Below are 21,306 nucleotides of genomic sequence, written 5' to 3'. Positions count from 1 at the left end.
TCTCCCTCCCACCCCCATTCACCCCCCCCCCCCCCCCCCCCACCCCCCACCCCCCCCCCCCCACCCCCCCCCCCCCCCCCCCTCGACGATAGAAATATCGGCAGCTTAGGTCGGCATATAAAAGCGAAAAATAATCAATTGGCTGTAAAGGATTGTTATTTTTTGCTTTCATTGTTGTTGAAGTATTGATTATCATCTTATCTTTGTTTCCTTACAATCGCTTAGTGTTTGCGCAAACATCATAAATAGATAAATAATTGTACCATGAATTCAAATGAAAACTCCCGCCGTCATTTCCTGAAACAGGCTATCGCCCTGTCGGCGGCCACGGCTATTCCTACCGCATGGACTTCGGCCAAAGCATCTACACTGCCCGGAGGGGCACGCATCAGTGCCAACGACAAAGTCAACCTGGCGTTGATCGGCATAGGCAACCGAGGCGGTGAGATCGCCAAAGAATTGTATAAAACCGGTTTGTGTAATATCGTTGCCTTGTGCGACGTCGATATGGGCGCCCGCCAGACAAAGCAGATCGCGGAAATGTTTCCGAACGTTCCGCGCTTCCAGGACTACCGCAAGATGTTCGACAAGATGGGCAATCAGATCGATGCCGTGTCGATTGGGACACCCGACCATTCGCATTTCCCCATCACCATGGAGGCGATGCGGCGCGGCAAGCATGTTTATGTGGAGAAACCCATGGCGCGTACCTTCTATGAATGCGAACTGATGATGGCGGCCGAAAAGAAATATGGCGTGGTGACTCAAATGGGTAACCAGGGACATTCCGAAGCCAACTACTTCCAGTTCAAAGCTTGGAAAGAGGCGGGTATCATCAAGGATGTGACCGCCGTGACGGCTCATATGAACAACTCCCGCCGCTGGCATGAATTCGATCCGAAAATGACCGCTTACCCCAAAGCAGAAGCTATCCCTTCTACCTTAGACTGGGACACCTGGTTGGGCGTGACGCATTATCATGACTTCAACGCGAATGCCTATCACAACGGACAATGGCGTTGCTGGTACGACTTCGGCATGGGTGCCTTGGGCGACTGGGGAGCGCACATCCTGGATACGATCCATGAATTTCTGGATCTGGGATTGCCGACAGAGATCGATCCAATCTACCTGAAAGATCATAATCCGTTCTTCTATCCGATGTCTTCTACATTATTGTTTAAATTCCCGGAACGTGCCGGTATGCCTGCCGTAGATATCACCTGGTATGACGGATTGGATAATATTCCGGCTGTGCCCGATGGATACGGGGTATCGGAGATCGACCCGAACATTCCGCCCGTGGCAGGAGGCAAGATACAACCGGCCAAACTGAATCCCGGAAAAGAGATCTATTCAAAAGAATTGACTTTCAAGGGAGGTTCACATGGCAGCACCCTTTCGATCATTCCCGAAGAGAAAGCGAAAGAGATGGCGTCGCGACTGCCGGAGGTACCCAAAAGCCCGTCGAACCACTTTGCCAACTTCCTGTTGAGCTGTATGGGTAAAGAGAAACCGCGTTCGCCGTTCTCCATTGCAGGGCCGTTGAGCCAGGTGTTCTGCCTCGGCGTGTTAGCCCAGTGGACAGGCAAGAAGCTGATCTTCGACCGCGAAAAGAAACAGATCACCAACGATCCGATCGCTAACCAACTGCTCTATGCAGCGGTACCACGACAGGGATGGGAGGAATATTATAAGTAATGGATAATTGATAATGGATAATTGATAATGGAGTGAAACCCTAATTATCAATTATCCATTACCCATTATCAATTTAAAAAAAGTACCTATTATCAATTTAAAAAAAAGCGGCTGCTCGATGAGCAGCCGCTTTTTTTTATTCGCCCCAGTTCAGGCTTAACATTCGTTTGTAGCTATTGTAACGCCACTTCGCATTGTCTTCGGCAGCTTGGAACAATTCGGCTGCTTCGGCCGGGTATTGTTTCGCCACAGAGGCAAAGCGCACCTCGCCTTTGAGGAAGTCCTGGAACTTCGACCAGTCGGGTTCTTTGCTATCGAGCGTAAACGGATTCTTTCCTTCGGCTTCCAACGCAGGGTTGTAGCGCCACAGGTGCCAGTAACCACAAGCTACGGCTTCTTTCTCTTCCGCCTGGCTCTTACCCATACCCTTGCGGATACCGTGGTTGATACACGGAGCGTAAGCGATAACCAAAGATGGGCCGTCGTAGGCTTCGGCTTCGCGCAGGGCTTTCAGGGTCTGTCCCTGGTCGGCACCCATCGCGATCTGAGCAACATATACATAACCATATGTCGTAGCGATCATACCCAGGTCTTTCTTGCGTACGCGTTTTCCGGCTGCCGCAAACTTAGCAATAGCACCTACCGGCGTTGCTTTCGATGACTGACCACCGGTGTTAGAGTACACCTCGGTATCGAGCACTAAGATATTTACGTTCTTGCCTGAAGCGATCACGTGGTCGAGACCTCCGTAACCGATATCGTAAGAAGCACCGTCACCACCAATGATCCACTGTGAACGTTTCACTAAGTAATGGCTCAGTTCGGATACCTGTTTGCAGATATCGCAGTTGGCAGCGTTGGCTTTCGCCATCGGAGCAATCTTATCGGCCAGTTCACGGCTCTTATCCGCATCTTCGCGGTTAGCGATCCAAGCGTCGATCAGTTCTCTACCTTCGTCAGAGATGCCGTTTTCTTTCATTTGAGTCATCAAACGAACCAAGCGTTCGCGCATTTTCTCATTCGCCAGTTGCATACCCAAGCCGAACTCGCAGAAGTCTTCGAATAGGGAGTTAGCCCAAGCCGGACCTTGTCCTTTTTCGTTCTTAGTGTAAGGCGTAGAAGGAACAGAACCGGAGTAGATAGAGGTACATCCTGTCGCGTTGGCTACCATCTGACGGTCGCCGAACAACTGAGTCACCAACTTCACATACGGTGTTTCTCCACAACCCGAGCAAGCGCCGGAGAACTCAAACAACGGCGTAGCGAACTGTGAGTTCTTCACGTTCATCTTCACATCGATCAGGTGTTGTTTGCTCTTCACCTGCTTGGTCATATATTCCCAGTTAGGCACTTCGTTCAATTGAGATTCCAGCGGAACCATCTTCAACGCCTGGTTGCCCTTGAAGCCCGGACATACATCAGCACAGTTGCCACAACCCAGACAGTCTAATACATCGACCTGAATGCGGAACTTCATGCCTTTCATCTGAGCCGGAGCTTTTACATCCAGGTAATCTACCTGCGGAGCATTTGCCATCTCTGCCTCATCCAACACGAACGGACGAATAGAAGCGTGAGGACAAACGTAGGCACACTGGTTACACTGGATACAGTTTTCGGCATTCCATACCGGAACGAAGGCAGCTACACCACGTTTTTCATACTGAGCTGTTCCCTGCATCCAGGTACCGTCTTCGATTCCTTTGAAAGCTGAAACCGGCAACAGGTCGCCATCCTGTGCATTGATCGGACGAACTACTTCGTTGATAAATGCCGGATCGTTGTTAGCTACCGCTTCATCGTCCGCCAGGTTAGCCCATGCCGGATCAACAGCCAGTTGCTTGTATTCGCCACCACGGTCAACAGCCGCGTAGTTCATATTGACAATTGATTCACCCTTATTACCGTAAGACTTCACGATAAACTTCTTCATCTGCTCGATAGCCAGATCAACAGGAATCACCTGTGTGATGCGGAAGAACGCAGATTGCAGGATGGTGTTGGTACGGTTGCCCAGACCAATTTCCAAGGCGATCTGCGTCGCGTTCATATAATAAACAGTGATATTCTTCTGTGCGAAGTAACGTTTCACCTTGTTAGGCAGGTGTTTTGCCAGTTCTTCGCCATCCCATACGGTATTCAACAGGAAGGTACCGTTTTCACGCAACCCTTTAGTTACATCATACATACGCAGGTAAGCCTGTACATGGCAAGCCACGAAGTTCGGCGTATTCACTAAGTAAGTCGAACGGATCGGTGTATCTCCGAAACGAAGGTGTGAACAGGTGAAACCTCCCGACTTCTTAGAGTCATAAGAGAAGTATGCCTGAGAGTATTTATCGGTATTGTCGCCGATAATCTTGATAGAGTTCTTGTTGGCACCTACCGTACCGTCAGCTCCCAAACCGTAGAACTTCGCTTCGTACATGCCTTCGCCACCCATAGCGATCTCTTCTTTCTGAGGCAGAGAGGTGAAGGTAACATCATCAACGATACCGATAGTGAAGTGATTCTTCGGCATATTCATCGCCAGGTTTTCGTAAACGGCCAGGATCTGAGCCGGCGTAGTGTCTTTTGAAGACAATCCATAACGACCACCTACGATCTCCGGTGCGTTTTCCTGTCCGTAGAAGCAGTCTTTTACGTCGAGATACAACGGTTCACCGTTAGCTCCCGGTTCTTTGGTACGGTCGAGTACAGCGATACGTTTTGCCGTCTTAGGCACAGCGGCCATGAAATGTTTCGCTGAGAACGGACGATAGAGGTGAACAGCTACCAAACCAACCTTTTCGCCCTGAGCGGTCAGGTGGTCGATGGCTTCGCGGATCGCTTCCGTTACCGAACCCATAGCAATGATCACACGGTCGGCATCCGGCGCGCCGTAATAGTCGAACAGGCCATATTTACGTCCGGTAATCACCGACAGTTCGTTCATATATTCTTCTACGATAGCAGGAACCGCTTCGTAGAATGAGTTGCTTGATTCGCGGTGTTGGAAGAAGGCATCCGGGTTTTCCGCCATACCACGGGCTACCGGGTTCTCAGGAGTCAATGCGCGAGCACGGAATTCAGCCAGTGCATCCTGGTCGATCAGGTGAGCCAGGTCTTCGTTTTCCAACGCTTCGATCTTCTGGATCTCGTGAGAAGTACGGAAACCATCGAAGAAGTTCACAAAAGGAACACGAGACTTCAGGGTAGACAGATGCGCAACAGCAGCCAGGTCCATCACCTCCTGCACCGAACCTTCAGCCAACATAGCGAAGCCTGTCTGGCGACAAGCCATCACATCCTGGTGGTCACCGAAGATTGACAACGCGTGAGACGCCAATGTACGAGCCGATACGTGGAATACGCAAGGTAGTAATTCACCGGCGATCTTGTACATATTAGGGATCATCAACAACAGCCCCTGAGAAGCTGTGTAGGTCGTAGTTAAGGCACCGGCCTGCAACGAACCGTGAACGGCACCAGCCGCACCACCTTCAGATTGCATTTCCTGCACCAACACTGTTTCGCCGAAAATATTCTTACGTCCGGCAGCAGCCCATTCGTCTACATATTCTGCCATAGTAGACGATGGTGTGATAGGATAAATCGCAGCTACTTCGCTGAACATATACGAGATATGCGCAGCAGCCTGGTTACCATCACAGGTTAAAAATTTCTTTTGCTTTGTCATAAACCAATAAACTATTAGTAATTATTTAATTGTTAATTGTTAATTATCAATTGTTAATTACAAGATTTCCCATTTCAAATCCCTGATTGTCAATCGCCTTTTTAATTAACAATTAACAATTCATAATTAACAATTAGTACAAGAACCCAAACAGCCACAACGGGATCATATTGCCCTCGCCTATTTCCGTTTTATCTACCGCATAATAGAAATCCGGATTGTTCTTTATTTTCACATTCTCTTCAATACGGAAATGATAAGTTTCATTCACCAGAAAATGAGCATTCCGGGGCGCTTCATTCAAGATACTGTCCTTCATCAACTGATTAAAGAAGAATGTTTCGCGCACCGCCTGCATATTCACCTCCTCGGGGCGGATCGGATAAATCAGGTTGGAGCTGTACATATACACCTTGGATGGCTTTTTCGGGAAAGCCTCCCCTACCGGATAGAGCATATTCATCAACCGCGCATCCGTCAGGTATTTGATATAATTCATCACCGTTGCCCGCGATGTCTCGATCTCTTTGCTCAACTGGCTCACATTGGGCGTGCATGGCGCGTTGGTGGCCAACAGGTAGAGCAGTTTCCGGAGCTTCGGCAGATAGGTCTGTTCGATCTGTTTGATGTATAATACGTCGACCTCAAGGATCATATTCATGGTCTTCAACAGGTTCTCCGAGAAATTTCTCTTCTCTAAGAAAAAGGGATAAAAGCCATGATGCAGATAGTCTTGGAAGTAGGCCATCGGTTTCACCACCGAGCAGATACGCTTGGCGATCTCTTCATGATTCGCTATAATCTCCTCCAGGGTGTACATCGGGAAACTATTGCCCGACATCAGATTGAGGAACTCCCGGAAAGAGAATCCCCTGAGGTGGTAAGAAGCCACTTTGCCCGACAGATCCGGGTTTTCTTCTTTCAGACGCATCACGGTCGATCCGGTAAAGACTATTTTCAGATCCGTGAAATGATCGTAGCAATAGCGCAATTCTTTCGACCAATCAGGGTATTTAAACACCTGATCCAACAGCAACACTTTGCCCCCTTTCGCACGGAATTCCGAAGCAAAGTCGATCAGTGTGCGTTCCGTAAAATAAAAATGATTCAGATTGATGTAGAGACATTCTTTGTTGTCCGCGCCGAAATGTTCCCGGGCAAGACTCAAGAGAAATGTCGTCTTCCCTACCCCACGCGAACCTTTGATTCCAATCAACCGATCGTTCCAGTCGATCTCATCCATCAAGCCGCGACGCACCGGAGAGTACAGGTGCTCAACAAGATACTTATGTGTTTTGAAAAATGATTCCACGCCTTCCGTCTCTCTTGTTTTTTAGTGGTCACAAAGATAGGAAACATTCTCGAATTGCAATACCGAGATTGCAAAAAAAGTTCCAGATTATAAAATCGGAATTATCAAATAAGTTCGTTTGACGGGAGTGAAAGCAATTGACATTTTGATAGCAAAATAGCCATTTTGCTTTACAATATGATACGTTAAAAAATGTTTCTCCCGGGAGTTTGTGAAAATAGTCCCGGGATTTCGGAAAAATTCTCCCGCGATTTTGACAAATTGTCAATCGGGGAAGCGCAGAGCAAAATGATATTTTAAAAAGGCAAGTTATAGGAGAGGAGTTGTTATCTTTGCAAAAAATTCTAACATTAAACATTCTAAAGATTACAAACTATGAAACCTACATTATTTGTATTAGCGGCCGGTATGGGAAGCCGCTACGGAGGGTTAAAACAGATGGACGGACTGGGGCCGAACGGTGAAACAATCATGGATTATTCGATTTACGATGCGATACGTGGCGGATTCGGCAAATTGGTGTTTGTTATCCGCGAACATTTCGAAGAGGATTTCCGCAAAAAAATCATTTCTAAATATGAAGATCATATTCCGGTAGAGGTGGTATTTCAGGAGTTAAACAAACTGCCCGAAGGGTTCAGTGTGCCGGAAGGGCGCGAAAAACCATGGGGAACCAACCATGCGGTACTGATGGGTAAAGAGGTGATTCATGAGCCGTTTGCCGTTATCAATGCCGATGACTTTTATGGACGCGACAGTTTTGCTGTGTTAGGCAAGGCCTTGATGGAGATGGAAGGCAAACAAAACGACTATTGCATGGTTGGCTACCGCGTGGGTAACACCCTGAGCGAAAGTGGATCAGTGGCACGAGGCGTATGCGAAACCAGTGCAGGTGGCTATCTGACGGGTGTGGTGGAAAGAACCGCGATCGAAGAGATAGACGGCGAGATCCAGTTTATCGACGAAAACGATCAGAAGGTTGTATTGGATCCGAACACGCCGGTTTCTATGAATATGTGGGGATTCACTCCTGACTATTTCAAGTACTCGGAAGATTTCTTTGTAGACTTTCTGAAAGCCAACAGCGGCAACCTGAAAAGCGAATATTTTATTCCGTTGATGGTAAACAAATTGATCACCGAGGGGACTGCCCGGGTAAAGGTATTGGATACGACCTCCAAATGGTTTGGGGTGACCTACGCTGCCGACCGCCCCGATGTGGTGGCTAAGATTCAGGCGCTGGTCGATGCCGGTGAATATCCTCAGAAGCTATTCTAAACTCAAATAGCCACAATATAAAAGCCCCTCGTCTGCCGATTTGGCAAACGAGGGGCTTTTATTATTTAATAATTGACTCTTAACGCAAACGATTCAACGAGCGCACCAAGGCTTCGTCTGCTCCGATATTCCGTATGGCCAGCCAATCCAGGATAAGGGCTATCAACGGGAAAGACAAACCGAACTTAATGCTGATCGTTGCCACCTCCATATCGCCTTTGATGTTGTACACATAATAGAACACCAACGCGTAGAAACCCACCATCAATAGCGCATTGAAAATGGAAATACGGATCTGAAGTATTCTGTTTTTGAATAGAAAAATCGTCACAAAGGCCAATAAAGCTATGATTGCCGTCAGCGCAAACAATCCCCATGTCGGGAAAAGAAGCTCTACCTCGGGAAGCATAGTACTTAAGCCGGTCACATCAAAGCGATATGCCTGATCGCCCGTGATAATAGCCAACGGCATAAACAATAACGCGATAAATAATAGGCTTATAAGTAGAAGATAAACTGTTTGTATTCGTTGTAACATGGTTCTGTATAATTGAAAATTGAAAATGGATAATTGATAAGATGGTTTTTTACCTCATTATCAATTATCCATTATCAATTATCCATTTCTTAAAAGTTATTCTTTTCTTTCGCCGGGTTCTTGTAGTATACCTTTCCTTCCAGGTACTCCTGGGTAGCGATCAAGGTTGATTTCGGCAGTTTTTCGTAATAACGTGAAATCTCTATCTGTTCACGGTTTTCAAACACTTCCTCCAGGTTATCATTGTAAGAGGCGAACTCCTGCAGTTTTTTCTCCAGGTCACCTTTCATTTCTACACTGATTTGATTCGCCCGTTTAGCGATGATCTTTACCGTTTCGTAGATATTACCCGTGTCGGCAGACATCTGCATCATATCACGCGTAACGGTGTTTGCCGGAGCATTCGATTTTCTGTAATCCATATTGATTTGATTAATTAAAAATTTCCTTTTGAGGGTTGACTTAATACGAGTCCTGTATGCGGCTGCTCGCATAATTGAAGTAGCGTTCTACCTGGCGCAGGTATTTCCCTTCCGGGAACGCATTGACATAGTTGTAATACTCATCCACCACTTCGCGGTAGCGTCCCTGCAGTTTCTCGTCCAAACTCACTAAGGCTACTTCATATTTTGCACGCACTATGTAATACATCAGCTCTTCCCTGTATTTGGTATACGGATAATTCTTCAATGCATTCTGCGCCGTAATCACGCAAGACTCATAGTTGTTCCCCATGTATAAACCCAGATTAAAATACAATCGAACGGCCATCATCTCTTTCAAAGCCAGTTTCTCCTGCAACTCGAACATCACCTCCTGCGCTTGCGCAGCGCGTTCGCTTTGCGGATAACTCTCCAGATAGAGTTGCATCTGCTCGATGGCTTTATAGGTCATCGACTGATCTAAGCGAGGATCGGCCGAATCCAGGTAAAGTCCGTATCCGGAATAGAAACGTGCCAACTCAGCATATTCCCCTTTTCCATACATCGTGTAGTATGTTTCGAAATACTGAGAAGCAGTCTGGTAGTCCTTTTGCCCGTAATAGCTTTGTGCTAACAGGTAAAGAGATTCCTCCGCATAAGCCGTTCCACGGAAGTTCTGATACAAATCTTCTAACAAGGCGGCCGATTTGGTGTACTTTTTCTCATTAAAGTATTTCTTGGCGTATGAATATCTGTATTCATAATCCGTACTCTTCAATACCCTGTTGTATTCTCCACACGAGGAAAAGAACAAGGCGCTCATCATCAAAAATAGGAAGACCTTTTTCATTCGCATACTTTTAGCCCGCAAAGTTAGTGCAATCTCATCAATATACGAAACACAAAACGTTAATAAATGCCTATGCTGTAATAGATATCCCCTTCTTTTTCCCCTTTTTTCCTGCTTTTCGTACCCGAAGAATCAGATAGGAGCCGTAAATTAATAGGAGAGAAGAAACGCTAATCCACTGTTTGGCGGTGTTATTTACTTTGATATCGGCAAGACCTTTGGACGGTGTACGCCCGCCATGTCCGCCTTGTGCCTGAGGGGTCGCCTGCGTACGTTCGCCACCACCTCCCTGTGCCGGCCGGGTTTCCTGCGCTTTTGCTACGACCTCTGTCTGAGGCTTGGTGGTGGCGGCGCTACTCACCATTCGTCCCACCTGCAACCCCATCGCATGGATGAATAATAAAGCATAGAGCGCATACGACCACCGTTGAATCTTCTTCCACCGAATGCCGCCCAAGCGTTTGTGGACGGTATCGAAGGAGGTGATCCAAAGGATAAAGAACAACACAAGCATCACAATACCCAATACCAGTACCGTATTGGTAATGCCGGCTCCCAAGGCGCTGGTCACCCGCGGGTTTTCCATGAACTCCGCGTGATCGGTGAAGTATTTCAGCGCCTCCGGGAAATTATTCATGACGCGGATCCATGAGTGGGTCAGGATAGGGAAGCCGGATAGGATCGATATCTCTTTGCGGATGCTCATCAATCGCTTCACGTATGTGTTCTTTACATCGAGCGCCCCCATATACATGATAATAATCAACAGCGGATGTCCCAGACTTGCCATGTGGATATAGTCGCGAAGGATCTCGCCCAATACCGGGATCCGGGTGAAGTTAAACGAGGTCTCTACGCCGAATATCCGAAGCAGAGAGGGTACGACTACCATCAGAAAGGGGATGGCAAACAGGGTATAATAGATGTAATAATACTTCTTTATCGATTTGGCCAGCCATATAAACAAGAGGGCAAACACCGCCACGCAAAAGAGCAATGGCACGGTGGTTCGCAGGAATGTGAGCAGGTCGATTAATACTTTTATCATGCGTATATTATTTTCTTAATTATGTAACTTTCCAATCGCGCTGACACCATTGTCTGCCTTGATGCTTAAGCCCTTTGTGGCTGTCGCTGTTGCCGCGTCAATCATATAAACCGCAGGATCATCGGCCACTTCCTCACCATCCGCTTTCCGGAAAACAACCGGCATATAGGCTTTCCCTTCCTCAAAATAGGGCGAACTGCCCAGGCTGCTGATCGCATCGTCGTCGGGCATGCCGCTCACCCAGGCAAATTCTTTGGTGTCGGCCTTCAGGATCGCCAGACGGTTGGTATTCTGGTTCATGCCACTGGTATAGAATCCCGGTTCGGCAAACATCTGCAACAGGAAGTAGTTCCCCGAAATATGCCATACCTTAAACAGGCTACGTCCATCCGACAAGGTGGTGATATCACAGAAATAATCTTTATCGAAGCTGGCCGCGCCCGATTTAATACGAAGAGCCCCCGATGGTCTGTCTGATTGAAAAATACCTTCGCGCGCTCCGGCATGGTTGGCGGAGAACACATACACATCACCATTATCCGCCACAGCTATGTTGGAATAATACTGTGAACGATAGCGGGAAGTAGCCGTACTCAAACGATCGTCGGTCAGGATGGTTGGATTTTCAAAGCTGGTTCCTTCATAGATAGCCACGGCTACTTCGTTGGGATACATCGTCGACCCGATACTGCTGTAGAGTCCCGCTTCGGTTTTGGTAACGGTCGCATCGACATCTTCGCCCGCGGCAGTCAGCATCTCTACTATCGCATCATGGTTTTTCCAAACGCCGTACGGGCTAAACCCTTCCGAACAGAGCGCGGTAAAGAACTTGCCATCGGACTCCACAATGCCGGATACCGTATAGCGTTCGCCATTGCCAAGGAAGTCTTCCGTTACAATAGTCTTGGTGTGTTTGGTTTGTTCTTCGGTGTCTAAGTAAGTAAAGGTCACCCCATACTTCGGATAGGACTTGTCGGCATCGGCCGCGTCGAACTGGTCGGTTACGCCCGAAGCGGCACAGATAATAAGATCCTTATATATCCCGTAGGTCGTAAAGCGGTCGGTGATGCTGAACGCGATCTCACGCTCCACCAAATGACCGCTCTCGTCTAATTTATAAGAAGAGCCCGTGCCCGCGTTGCCCTGCGCATAAACCAGGCGATAAGCATATTTATTTTTCGGGAACAGCCAGGCCGTAGCCGTTTCCACCTCTACGGGAGCGCCTTCCGTTGTCAGCGAGCCCGCTTCGATATCGTCTGTTTCCAATAGATAGATCGCTTCGGCGCCCGATGCCGCTACGATATACTTTTCCACACTTTCTTCTTCCCCGCCGTTTGGCAGGTTGTTGTTACTGTCGCTGTCGCAGGCTGTCAAAAGAGCCGCGCACAGGGCCATCAAAGCCCATACTGAATTTTTCTTTTTCATTTTATCCAATGTTTTACTATATAATTGTTTTACTTATTGAAGGTGTAACGGATCTTTCCATAAAAAGCCCGTCCCGCTTTCTGCAAACTGAAATTGTCATACAAGCGTTCGTCGGTCAGGTTCCGACATTCGAGCGAGATGTTATACCGCCCGTTCTTCATGCTGTAGCTAATATTCACATTATGCGAAAATTGTTTCGGGACTTTCAATTTCGAACTACTACTCCCTTCGTTTTCCCAATAGAGGGAGAATTCATGCACGTATGTGTTGAAATAGTTTATAGTCAATAGATTTCCTTTCTTTATGAGATCACGGAAATAGACGGTCGCGTCGGCATTGAAGAAGAAATAGGGCGTATTCGGCATCCGTTGTTTGTAGGTAGAGCTTTCCCTTCCTTCATAGCCGTTTATGTAGCGTTCGTTGTTCCGGATATCCTGGTATGTCAGGTTCCCGCCGAGCGACAGCCGATTGGCATAGTTATAGCGCAACTCCGCGCTGGCTCCTTTGGTGACTACGTTGCCATGATTCTCATAAGCGCCATAATAAAGCCCTCCGGAATAGCGGTTGGTCACGCGTCGGATATAATCGGTTGTATTGCGATAGATCAGGCCACCCTCCAGGTATACGTTGTGTTTTGCGATCGTATATTCATAATTCAGGTTGAAATTTACATTGTCACTGCGTTCCGGCTTCAGCTCCAATTTACCGACTTCCAGGTCTTCGTCGCCAAACAATTCGCTGTTGGTCGGCAGACGAAGCGTCTTTTCATACGACAGCTTCAACTGGATATCCTTCAACAGGAAATAGGAGGCCACCGCCCCGTAGCCAAAAGCATCCGTACTTTGGCTGGATTTCACATAGTCGAACCGGGTCGGATCGGAGGAAGAGTTCTGAGGACCCGAGTTGTATTGATTGTAGTATTTTCCCAAAAGCGAAACGTTCCAAAGGTTCGAATGGTTGTATTGATAGGAAAGTCCGGTGATGTTTTTGCGCGACCGGTTAGCAATCCCGTTTTGTGTTTGCGTTTCCGAACGGCTGTTGTTCTTGCGGTCGAAGGCGGTCAATACATGGTTCAATACGATCTTATGCGCTTCCCCGATGCGGTAGTTCAGGTTGGCCGTAACATTCCAGTTTCGGTTATCGTTTTTCGTGTTCTGATAGCTCTGCTCGCCCAGCTTTCCGCCGTTATAAACCGACTCGCCGCGCCAGTTATATTTATAGGTAGCCGTATCCAACAGATATGTCTGGCTGTAATTGTAGTTGGCCGTCAAAGAGGCATTCAATCCTTTGGTGAAAAGATTCCGTTTGCGGTATTCCAGAGAGGGCATGAAAGACTTTGCCTTGCGGCGCCGTTGTCCGAAAACGATCTCCTGGCGCACTCCGTTTTGTATCTCTTTATCGCTTTGCGAGAGATTGATGCCCAGCAACAAACGATCGGCAAACGATTTGCCCACCAAGCCCACCTTGGCAATCACCGCCTCATTGTGGTAGGTGTCATGGAAACGCCTCACCTTTTCCACCTTGCTATTATTGATCTGCCCGTTTTCCAGATCTTCCACCGGTGTATAGACATAGTAGTTATTGTCGGAATAATTCTGGTAGACATTCAATTCCATGGTCACTCCCTGTTTGGTGGTATGATTCACCAAAGCCGATGTTTTGTGGGTATTAAACGAGCCATACGAATAAGAGGCATCGACCAGCGTGCGCTCGCGGTTCCCGCCTGTCACGATATTGACCACGCCTCCCAACGCATCAGCGCCAAACTCGACCGGCACCACCCCTTTGTAGATCTCGATACGCTCGGCGAAATTAACCGGGATATTACTGATATTAAAGGAGGAGTTCCGCGTATCCAACGGCACCCCGTCGAGGAAAAACTGTACGTGACGCCCGCTGAACCCGTCTAACGAGAAATTCACATCCGAACCTACACCTCCCGATTCGCGTACCTTTATGCCCGGCGCCTTAGCCAATACATCTTTGATCTCGGCGGCCGAGTTACGCAATTCTTTCACATCCAGCGCAAGCACATTGAAGGCCGACTCCCTGACCCGCTTGATGTTGCTGCTGACCACGACCACCTCACCCAATTCAGCTGCTTTGGGCGCAATCACAATATCCCATGTTTCATTTTTCCCGGCTACCAGCTTTACCCGTTTCTCAAACGTTTCATAGCCCAGAAAAGAGGCCACCAGGGTATATTCTCCTGCCGGCGCCTGAAAGGAATAGGCTCCGTCGATATCGGTCGTCCCTCCATAAGAGGTGCCTTTCAACAAGACGGTGCCGTAGCTCAATACCTCTTCCTCCGTAGAGGTCACCTTACCGGAAAGAGTGACACGCTCCTGCGCATACACCGTCGAAAAGAAAAAGAAGAATAACAGAATAGGAATATAGATTGCTTTTTTCATCCAATAAGTCTTTAATAGAATAGTTTGTTATGTTTGATTCCTTAAATCGACCGCAAAGGTAGAGGTTAGCCGAGCGACAGAAAATCACCCGTTTTAGGTATTTTCCCCCTCTTTACTACTAATAAAAAGGTATTTTCATTATCTGCCTATCAAAGAGCAAGAAGCAAAAAAGAGGAAGATTGGGGGAAATGAAATAAAAAAGCCTGCTCCTTGATCAAGAGCAGGCTTTTCTGTCAGTTATATTATGGGGTAATATTACAACTTATACAAATCGCTGGCGGCTAAAAGCTCCAGCTTATTAGCCTGTAATACTTCGACACATTTCTCCAGGTTGTCGGGACGGATAATGACATTAGCTGTCTCGCCTTCCGAAAAAGCATACATATATTCCACAAAAATCCCGGCTTTCGTGATGATATCCATCGCTTTTCCCAGCGATCCCGCCACATTGGGGCAACGAAGGCAAACCACATCCGTCACACTCACGCCATACAGCCTTTCGCGTAATACCGCAATGGCCTTGTCCGTATCCGAAACGATCAGCCGCAAAATCCCGAAATCGGAGTTCTCCGCCACCGTAAAAGCGGTCATATTAATACCCGACTCACCCAAGATCTTTGCCACTTCCGTAAATCGTCCCTTCTTGTTTTCCAGAAAGATAGATAATTGTTTTGCGATCATATTTTTAAATTAAGAATGATGAATTGTAAATCGCTTAGCCGAAGGCGTAAAGCAATGAAGAATAAATTTATCAATTATTAATTATCAATTCTCCATTAATAAAGTTTTCTCCTGTCTTCTACATGTTTTGCCTTACCCATGCTGCGCTCGATACTCCGCGGCTCCATGATTTTGATCTCCGGTTGAATACCGATCACGCTTTGCATACGCGCGGCGATCTTTTTCCTCAAAGTTAACATTTTATTCATTTCATCCGAATAAAATTCCGGACGTAATTCGACCTGCACCTGGAATGTATCCGTATTATTGACACGATCGACCACAATAAAATAGTGCGGTTCGAACTCGGACATTTCCAACAAAACAGACTCCACCTGCGACGGAAACACATTCACACCACGGATAATCAGCATATCGTCCGAACGTCCCAGGATACGACCCATACGCACTGCCGTGCGTCCGCAGTCGCATGTCTCATAATGAAGCGATGTCAGATCGCGCGTGCGGTAACGGATCATCGGCATACCCTCCTTGGTCAGGGTGGTAAACACCAATTCGCCCTGTTCACCCGGCGCTACCGGTTGCAAGGTCACCGGATCGACAATCTCCGGAAAGAAATGATCCTCCCAGATATGGGTGCCGTTCTGACACTGGCATTCCCCGCCGACACCCGGTCCACATATCTCTGTCAAGCCATAAATATCATACGCCTTAATATGCAATTTGTCTTCCAACTCCTTACGCATATTCTCTGTCCAGGGCTCCGCGCCGAACACTCCGATGCGCAGTTTGAATTCTTCCAGCGGAATATCAGAGGCATGGATCGTTTCGGCCAAATACAGGGCATACGAAGGCGTGCAGCACAGAATATTGGCACCAAAGTCGTGCATCAGGGAGATCTGCTTTTCCGTATTCCCGCTACTCATGGGAATCACTGTCCCCCCGATCGACTCGATACCCGAATGAGCACCCAAGCCACCGGTAAACAGCCCATACCCATAGGATACCTGGGCAATATCGTTTTTAGTCGCCCCATAGGCAATCAGGCAACGCGACACCACCTCCGACCACATCGAGAGGTCTTTGCGGGTATAGCCCACCACGATCGGTTTGCCTGTCGTGCCCGACGAAGCATGCAAACGCACGATCTCCGACATAGGCACAGCCATCAACCCAAAAGGATAGTTATCACGCAAATCCTGCTTGACAGTAAAAGGCAATTTGACAATATCATCGATCGACTGAATATCACTCGGGGTAATATCCATCTCCTGCATTTTTTTCCGATAAAAAGGTGAATTGTGATAAGCATGTTCTACCAGATTTTTCAGACGATAGCTTTGAAGTTTGCGCATCTCCTCCCTACTCATGCCCTCAATCATCTCATTCCACATCATGACCAGTATACGTTTCTTTTAGTTAGTAAATCCGTCTGTTTTCTTTCAAATTGTTTTTAATTAGCGCAAAGAAACAACTTTTTTTTCAAATTCATACGTTTTACGTAAAGCATTGTATTTTTCTCGCGATGCTTTCACCCGATAATGGGTTTGATTATTTTTGACAACAATAGAAAATACAGGTGCTTTTAAATTTTATTATAAATCGAATAACATTCTTTAGTGGAAATTATTAGGCATACACATACAAACCCTCTATTTTTGTATCGTGGTTTTTTCATAATAGTATTAGATTTAAGGTTAACAAAGTTTGATTAGGGGTTGTCGTGAGACAGCCTTTAATTTTTTGTACCTACCTCATTCCGATTTTACACACACGCATTCATTATGTTTCTGTTTACATCCCCCAGCTTTCACGGTCTAAGTTGCGGTAGTTGATGGCTTCAGCCAAGTGGCTCGCCTGGATATCATGCTCTCCTTCGAGGTCGGCAATAGTGCGGGAGACCTTCAGTATCCGGTCGTAAGCACGGGCAGAAAGGCTTAGGCGCTCCATGGCGTTTTTCAGACGTTCCAATCCTTTGGCATCCGGCACGGCATATTGATGCAATAGCTTTGTCGTCATTTGGGCATTGCAGTAGATACCGGGATGATCTGCAAACCGCTGTTCTTGGATATGGCGGGCGCGGATCACTCTTTCGCGGATGGCCTGGCTATTTTCCGATGGCTGGCGTTCGGATATCTTATCGAAGGGGACAGGCACAATTTCTATCTGTATATCGATTCGGTCGAGTAGGGGACCGGAGATGCGGTTCATGTACTTCTGCACCGCCCCGGAGCTGCAAAAACAGGGGCGTTCCGGGTGATTGTAATACCCGCAGGGGCAGGGATTCATAGAGGCAACCAGCATAAAGCCGGCGGGATAATCCACCGTAAACCGCGCCCGCGACACATTGATCATACGATCTTCCAACGGCTGCCGCATAACCTCAAGCACAGATCGATTGAACTCAGGGAGTTCATCCAGAAAAAGCACCCCATTATGCGCCAGACTGATCTCGCCGGGCTGCGGATAAGCGCCACCGCCAACCATGGCAACATCCGATATAGTATGATGTGGCGACCGGAAAGGTCGTTGTGGCATCAGGGAACTGTTACCGTTTATCTTGCCGGCTACCGAATGTATTTTCGTTGTTTCCAATGACTCTTCCAGGGTAAAAGGCGGGAGAATAGACGGCAAACGCTTCGCCATCATTGATTTGCCGCTGCCCGGTGGACCAACCATAATCAGGTTATGTCCGCCACTGGCAGCTACTTCAAGGGCTCGTTTGACATTTTCCTGCCCTTTCACCTCCGAGAAATCCATCTCGAAGGCCTGCTGTTTGCCGTAAAATTCCTTTTGTGTGTCAACAGTCATGGGGGTTAATGGCTTCTTTCCATCGAAGAAAAGAATCACATCCAATAGATTCTCTACCCCATACACCTCCAATCCTTGTACGATAGCCGCCTCTTTGGCGTTTTGCAATGGAAGAATAAAACCCTTAAAGCCATCCGCTTTTGCCTGCAAGGCAATGGGTAACACCCCTCTGACCGGTTTCAAACTGCCGTCGAGTGATAATTCACCCATCAAGACATATTGATCCAACCGCGCAGCATCGACCTGCTCCGTGGCGGCCAATATACCAATCGAAAGCGGCAGATCGTATGCCGATCCCTCCTTGCGGATGTCCGCGGGAGCCATATTGATTACGATACGGTTACGGGGAATCTTGTATCCACACACCTGCAAGGCGGAAATGATACGTTCGTGGCTCTCCCGCACAGCGGCATCAGCCAAGCCAACCAAGAAGAATTGAATCCCTTTGGAGGTGTTTACCTCTATCGAAACAGAAATAGCGGAAATGCCTTGAACCGCCGCGGCATAGGTTTTGACTAACATGGTAAGGCAATGGTTAAATATGTAATTATGAATTATGAATTATGAATCGAAGATCGCTTCGCTCCAATTCTTTATTCCTCATTCTTCATTTTCTTCTTCCTCCTCTTCTTCGAGCAGCTTTTCCAGTGTTTGCTTAATCTCGATTCCGTTATCTGTCTTCAATAGGATTTTCCCCTCCTCGTCGATCAGAAAACAGCGAGGTATAGCACTTACATTATACAAATCAATCATCATCGTCGCCTGTCCGGCAGAATCGGTCACCAGGTTCCAGGAGATGCTGTCCTCTTTCAGGAAAGTACGTACCTCTTCTGGGTTCGAATCCAGGCTAACCAATAAAACATCCACCTTATCCTGCGGATATTTGGTGACTACCTGATCTAAAAACAGATCTTCGGTCTGGCACATATCACACCAGGGAGCCGTAAAGGCAAGCAATAAATACTTATCAGGGAAATAATTCAGGCTAACCTGATCGCCATAGATATTCTTTAAAAGGAAATCAGGCGCTTCAGCTCCCAATTCCGTACGCTTCGCACGAATACTGAACTGCTCCAGATCGCGTGCCAGGTAGAACTCTTTTAATTGAGGATCGAGCAGCGCCAACAACTCATCCATGCGCCGCGTATCGTCGGGTTCGGCAAAAAACATCTCGATCAACACCACCGAAGCCTCTTCGTCCGGGAATTCTTTGATATGATTGATAACCTCTTCCTGAAGCTGGATATTAATATTCGAAAGACGAGCTACCATATCGGTCTCCTCCGACGAGTTATTACTTCCGTTATTCAGCTGATTCGTAAGGTCTGTGTATTCTTTCAATAGCGGGGATAATCGTTTCCGGACATCCGTAAGCTGATCATTGATGCGTCCGCCTTTCACCTGTAACAAAAGCGGATATCGTGCATCTCCCGATATAGAAATCTTATCTCCCGACTTCAAGTAGGCAGTGATCCAACGGCTACGATTTTCGAAATAGATCGTAACGCTATTGAATCCTTCCGTTTGCTGAAGAATCTTAAATTGTCCTGATTTCGTACACTCTATCGTATCGACTTGTCGGTAATCTTCATTTTCAAAAACAGCATACACAATCTGATTCTCCAGATTGGTTAGTTTCCCATCAATCCGGTAAACATAGTCCTTGCCACATGACGACAAGCACAGTATGATCCCTATGAATACGGCTATTTTGCTTTTCATTATTATACAATTTCCCATCATAACCAAAAGATGTGGTAAAGATAATAATATAATTTAAAAATCCTTTAATTTTCTATTAAAAATCTAAAAAAGCTCATCCCGTTATGTGTAATGCATCCAAGACTAATTTCAATAAGAACAAGACGGCCAGCACATATACCGTTGTCGAGACCTCTTTCGATTTGCCTGAGCAAAGTTTGATCAGCGCATAACTCAACATCCCGAATACAATCCCATTGGCAATGCTATAGGTGAATGGCATAAAGATGATCGTCAGAAAGGCCGGAAGACCGTCGCTTATCTCATGGAAATTGATTTTAGCTACCGACGAGATCATAAACAAACCGACAACAATAAGCGCCGGAGAGGTAGCCGCCGCCGGAACCATCAGAAACAGAGGTGCCAGAAACAGAGCCAGAGCAAAAAACAAAGCTGTACTCACCGACGTCAATCCGGTTCGCCCTCCTGCTGCCACGCCCGAAGCGCTTTCCACATACGAGGTCACCGTGCTGGTTCCCAATATACCTCCGATGGTCGACCCGATCGCGTCTGAAAGCAACGCTTTCTTCATTTGGGGGAAATCGCCATTCTCATCTGCCAGTCCCGCCTTGGAAACTACACCGAGAAGGGTACCCGCCGTATCGAACAGATTCACAAACAAGAGGGTAAATACCACGATCAGCATATCCAATGAAAAGGCATGTTCCCATTCAAACTGAGCAAAAACCGGAGCAATGGATGGGGGAGCACTGATGATACTTGAATCGGGGAATGTCACATCTCCCAGTAGCAACCCGAAAAGGGTAGCCACCACAATCCCGATCAGGATAGCACCATTCACATTTCTCGACAATAAAATGCCCGCAACAATCAACCCCACCATGGCAATCCAGACGCTATGCTGCGAGAAATCACCCAGAGTAACAAGCGTATCCGGATGTAACACAACAATACCGGCGTTCTTCATCCCGATCAGGGTGATAAACAATCCGATCCCGACCGGTATGGCATCTTTCAATACTTTCGGAATGCTCTTAACGATGATCTCTCGTATCTTGAAAAAAGAGATAATAATAAACAGAATCCCTTCCAACAGTACGGCAGTCAAGCCAAATCGCCATGAATAGCCCATCACCCCGCAGATCGTAAAAGCGAAAAAGGCATTCAAGCCCATACTCGGCGCCAAAGCTATCGGCAGTTTGGCATAAAAGGCCATCACTAGCGTAGCCAACACTGTCGAAAGAACCGTTGCCGTAAACAAGGCCTCCCGATCCATCCCGGTGGTCGAGAGGATACTCGGGTTTACAATCAGGATATACGACATGGTCAGGAAGGTGGTCAGCCCCGCCATAACCTCCCGGCGAACGGTTGTTTTATTCTCTGTCAAACGGAACGTTTTCTCAAATAGGTGTTTCATTATATTGTGTT

15 protein-coding genes are annotated in these 21,306 nt (G+C 47.3%); 2 read left to right on the top strand and 13 right to left on the bottom strand.

Annotated elements, in window-relative coordinates; translation table 11 throughout:
- Nucleotides 1-264: 264 nt before the first annotated feature.
- Nucleotides 265-1,701, top strand: coding sequence for a Gfo/Idh/MocA family oxidoreductase (locus tag M2137_RS12430; protein ID WP_280766770.1), 1,437 nt, complete (start codon nt 265-267; stop codon nt 1,699-1,701).
- A 136-nt stretch (nt 1,702-1,837) separates the two neighbouring features.
- On the opposite strand, the gene nifJ is transcribed toward M2137_RS12430, so the two are convergent.
- Together nifJ and M2137_RS12420 are read right to left on the bottom strand one after the other, a co-directional pair.
- Complete coding sequence (gene nifJ, locus M2137_RS12425; protein WP_280766769.1) at nt 1,838-5,380, bottom strand: pyruvate:ferredoxin (flavodoxin) oxidoreductase; 3,543 nt, start codon at nt 5,378-5,380, stop codon at nt 1,838-1,840.
- A 133-nt stretch (nt 5,381-5,513) separates the two neighbouring features.
- The gene (locus M2137_RS12420) at nt 5,514-6,692 is read right to left on the bottom strand and encodes an AAA family ATPase (protein ID WP_280766768.1); all 1,179 of its coding nucleotides are present in this window, start codon (nt 6,690-6,692) and stop codon (nt 5,514-5,516) included.
- Nucleotides 6,693-7,067: 375 nt separating this feature from the next.
- On the opposite strand from M2137_RS12420, the gene M2137_RS12415 reads away from it, so the two are divergent.
- Nucleotides 7,068-7,970 (top strand): nucleotidyltransferase, encoded by a 903-nt coding sequence (locus M2137_RS12415; RefSeq protein WP_280766767.1) that lies wholly within the window; start codon nt 7,068-7,070, stop codon nt 7,968-7,970.
- 79 nt (nt 7,971-8,049) lie between these two features.
- Here M2137_RS12415 and M2137_RS12410 read toward each other — a convergent pair whose 3' ends face one another.
- The 11 genes from M2137_RS12410 to M2137_RS12360 form a co-directional block, all read right to left on the bottom strand.
- Nucleotides 8,050-8,508, bottom strand: a complete 459-nt coding sequence (locus M2137_RS12410; RefSeq protein WP_280766766.1) for a DUF4293 domain-containing protein — start codon at nt 8,506-8,508, stop codon at nt 8,050-8,052.
- An 89-nt stretch (nt 8,509-8,597) separates the two neighbouring features.
- Nucleotides 8,598-8,930 (bottom strand): DNA-directed RNA polymerase subunit omega, encoded by a 333-nt coding sequence (locus M2137_RS12405; RefSeq protein ID WP_280766765.1) that lies wholly within the window; start codon nt 8,928-8,930, stop codon nt 8,598-8,600.
- Between the two features lie 40 nt (nt 8,931-8,970).
- Nucleotides 8,971-9,780: an outer membrane protein assembly factor BamD gene (gene bamD, locus M2137_RS12400; RefSeq protein ID WP_280766764.1), complete on the bottom strand. Its 810-nt coding sequence runs from the start codon at nt 9,778-9,780 to the stop codon at nt 8,971-8,973.
- A 70-nt stretch (nt 9,781-9,850) separates the two neighbouring features.
- Complete coding sequence (locus M2137_RS12395; protein WP_280766763.1) at nt 9,851-10,828, bottom strand: ferric reductase-like transmembrane domain-containing protein; 978 nt, start codon at nt 10,826-10,828, stop codon at nt 9,851-9,853.
- A gap of 15 nt (nt 10,829-10,843) precedes the next feature.
- Nucleotides 10,844-12,253, bottom strand: coding sequence for a DUF4374 domain-containing protein (locus M2137_RS12390; protein WP_280766762.1), 1,410 nt, complete (start codon nt 12,251-12,253; stop codon nt 10,844-10,846).
- Nucleotides 12,254-12,282: 29 nt separating this feature from the next.
- A complete protein-coding gene (locus tag M2137_RS12385; protein ID WP_280766761.1) occupies nt 12,283-14,664 on the bottom strand; it encodes a TonB-dependent receptor in 2,382 nt (793 codons plus the stop codon).
- Nucleotides 14,665-14,919: 255 nt separating this feature from the next.
- Nucleotides 14,920-15,345, bottom strand: a complete 426-nt coding sequence (locus M2137_RS12380; protein ID WP_280766760.1) for an amino acid-binding protein — start codon at nt 15,343-15,345, stop codon at nt 14,920-14,922.
- 95 nt (nt 15,346-15,440) lie between these two features.
- Nucleotides 15,441-16,742 (bottom strand): phenylacetate--CoA ligase, encoded by a 1,302-nt coding sequence (locus M2137_RS12375; RefSeq protein ID WP_280766759.1) that lies wholly within the window; start codon nt 16,740-16,742, stop codon nt 15,441-15,443.
- Between the two features lie 397 nt (nt 16,743-17,139).
- Nucleotides 17,140-18,678 carry a YifB family Mg chelatase-like AAA ATPase gene (locus M2137_RS12370; protein WP_280766758.1) on the bottom strand — a complete coding sequence of 513 codons (1,539 nt, stop codon included), beginning with the start codon at nt 18,676-18,678 and terminating at the stop codon, nt 17,140-17,142.
- A gap of 78 nt (nt 18,679-18,756) precedes the next feature.
- Entirely contained in the window at nt 18,757-19,878 is a 1,122-nt protein-coding gene (locus M2137_RS12365) for a TlpA disulfide reductase family protein (RefSeq protein WP_280766757.1), read from the bottom strand.
- A 94-nt stretch (nt 19,879-19,972) separates the two neighbouring features.
- On the bottom strand, nt 19,973-21,295 hold the full coding sequence (locus M2137_RS12360) for an NCS2 family permease (protein WP_280766756.1): 1,323 nt from the start codon (nt 21,293-21,295) through the stop codon (nt 19,973-19,975).
- Between the last annotated feature and the right edge of the window lie 11 nt (nt 21,296-21,306).

Origin of the sequence: Parabacteroides sp. PFB2-10, assembly GCF_029893085.1 — a bacterium.
Lineage (GTDB): Bacteria > Bacteroidota > Bacteroidia > Bacteroidales > Tannerellaceae > QVMG01.
Note: the sequence above shows the minus strand (reverse complement) of the source record. Positions and strands in the feature narration are given on the sequence as shown.

What these genes read in the sequence shown, in the direction of transcription:
- bamD (WP_280766764.1), bottom strand. Translation starts at nt 9,780, where the DNA reads ATGAAAAAGGTCTTCCTATTTTTGATGATGAGCGCCTTGTTCTTTTCC.
- M2137_RS12385 (WP_280766761.1), bottom strand. Translation starts at nt 14,664, where the DNA reads ATGAAAAAAGCAATCTATATTCCTATTCTGTTATTCTTCTTTTTCTTT.
- M2137_RS12360 (WP_280766756.1), bottom strand. Translation starts at nt 21,295, where the DNA reads ATGAAACACCTATTTGAGAAAACGTTCCGTTTGACAGAGAATAAAACA.
- M2137_RS12375 (WP_280766759.1), bottom strand. Translation starts at nt 16,742, where the DNA reads ATGATGTGGAATGAGATGATTGAGGGCATGAGTAGGGAGGAGATGCGC.
- M2137_RS12390 (WP_280766762.1), bottom strand. Translation starts at nt 12,253, where the DNA reads ATGAAAAAGAAAAATTCAGTATGGGCTTTGATGGCCCTGTGCGCGGCT.
- M2137_RS12410 (WP_280766766.1), bottom strand. Translation starts at nt 8,508, where the DNA reads ATGTTACAACGAATACAAACAGTTTATCTTCTACTTATAAGCCTATTA.
- M2137_RS12395 (WP_280766763.1), bottom strand. Translation starts at nt 10,828, where the DNA reads ATGATAAAAGTATTAATCGACCTGCTCACATTCCTGCGAACCACCGTG.
- M2137_RS12415 (WP_280766767.1), top strand. Translation starts at nt 7,068, where the DNA reads ATGAAACCTACATTATTTGTATTAGCGGCCGGTATGGGAAGCCGCTAC.
- M2137_RS12430 (WP_280766770.1), top strand. Translation starts at nt 265, where the DNA reads ATGAATTCAAATGAAAACTCCCGCCGTCATTTCCTGAAACAGGCTATC.
- nifJ (WP_280766769.1), bottom strand. Translation starts at nt 5,380, where the DNA reads ATGACAAAGCAAAAGAAATTTTTAACCTGTGATGGTAACCAGGCTGCT.
- M2137_RS12370 (WP_280766758.1), bottom strand. Translation starts at nt 18,678, where the DNA reads ATGTTAGTCAAAACCTATGCCGCGGCGGTTCAAGGCATTTCCGCTATT.
- M2137_RS12365 (WP_280766757.1), bottom strand. Translation starts at nt 19,878, where the DNA reads ATGAAAAGCAAAATAGCCGTATTCATAGGGATCATACTGTGCTTGTCG.
- M2137_RS12380 (WP_280766760.1), bottom strand. Translation starts at nt 15,345, where the DNA reads ATGATCGCAAAACAATTATCTATCTTTCTGGAAAACAAGAAGGGACGA.
- M2137_RS12405 (WP_280766765.1), bottom strand. Translation starts at nt 8,930, where the DNA reads ATGGATTACAGAAAATCGAATGCTCCGGCAAACACCGTTACGCGTGAT.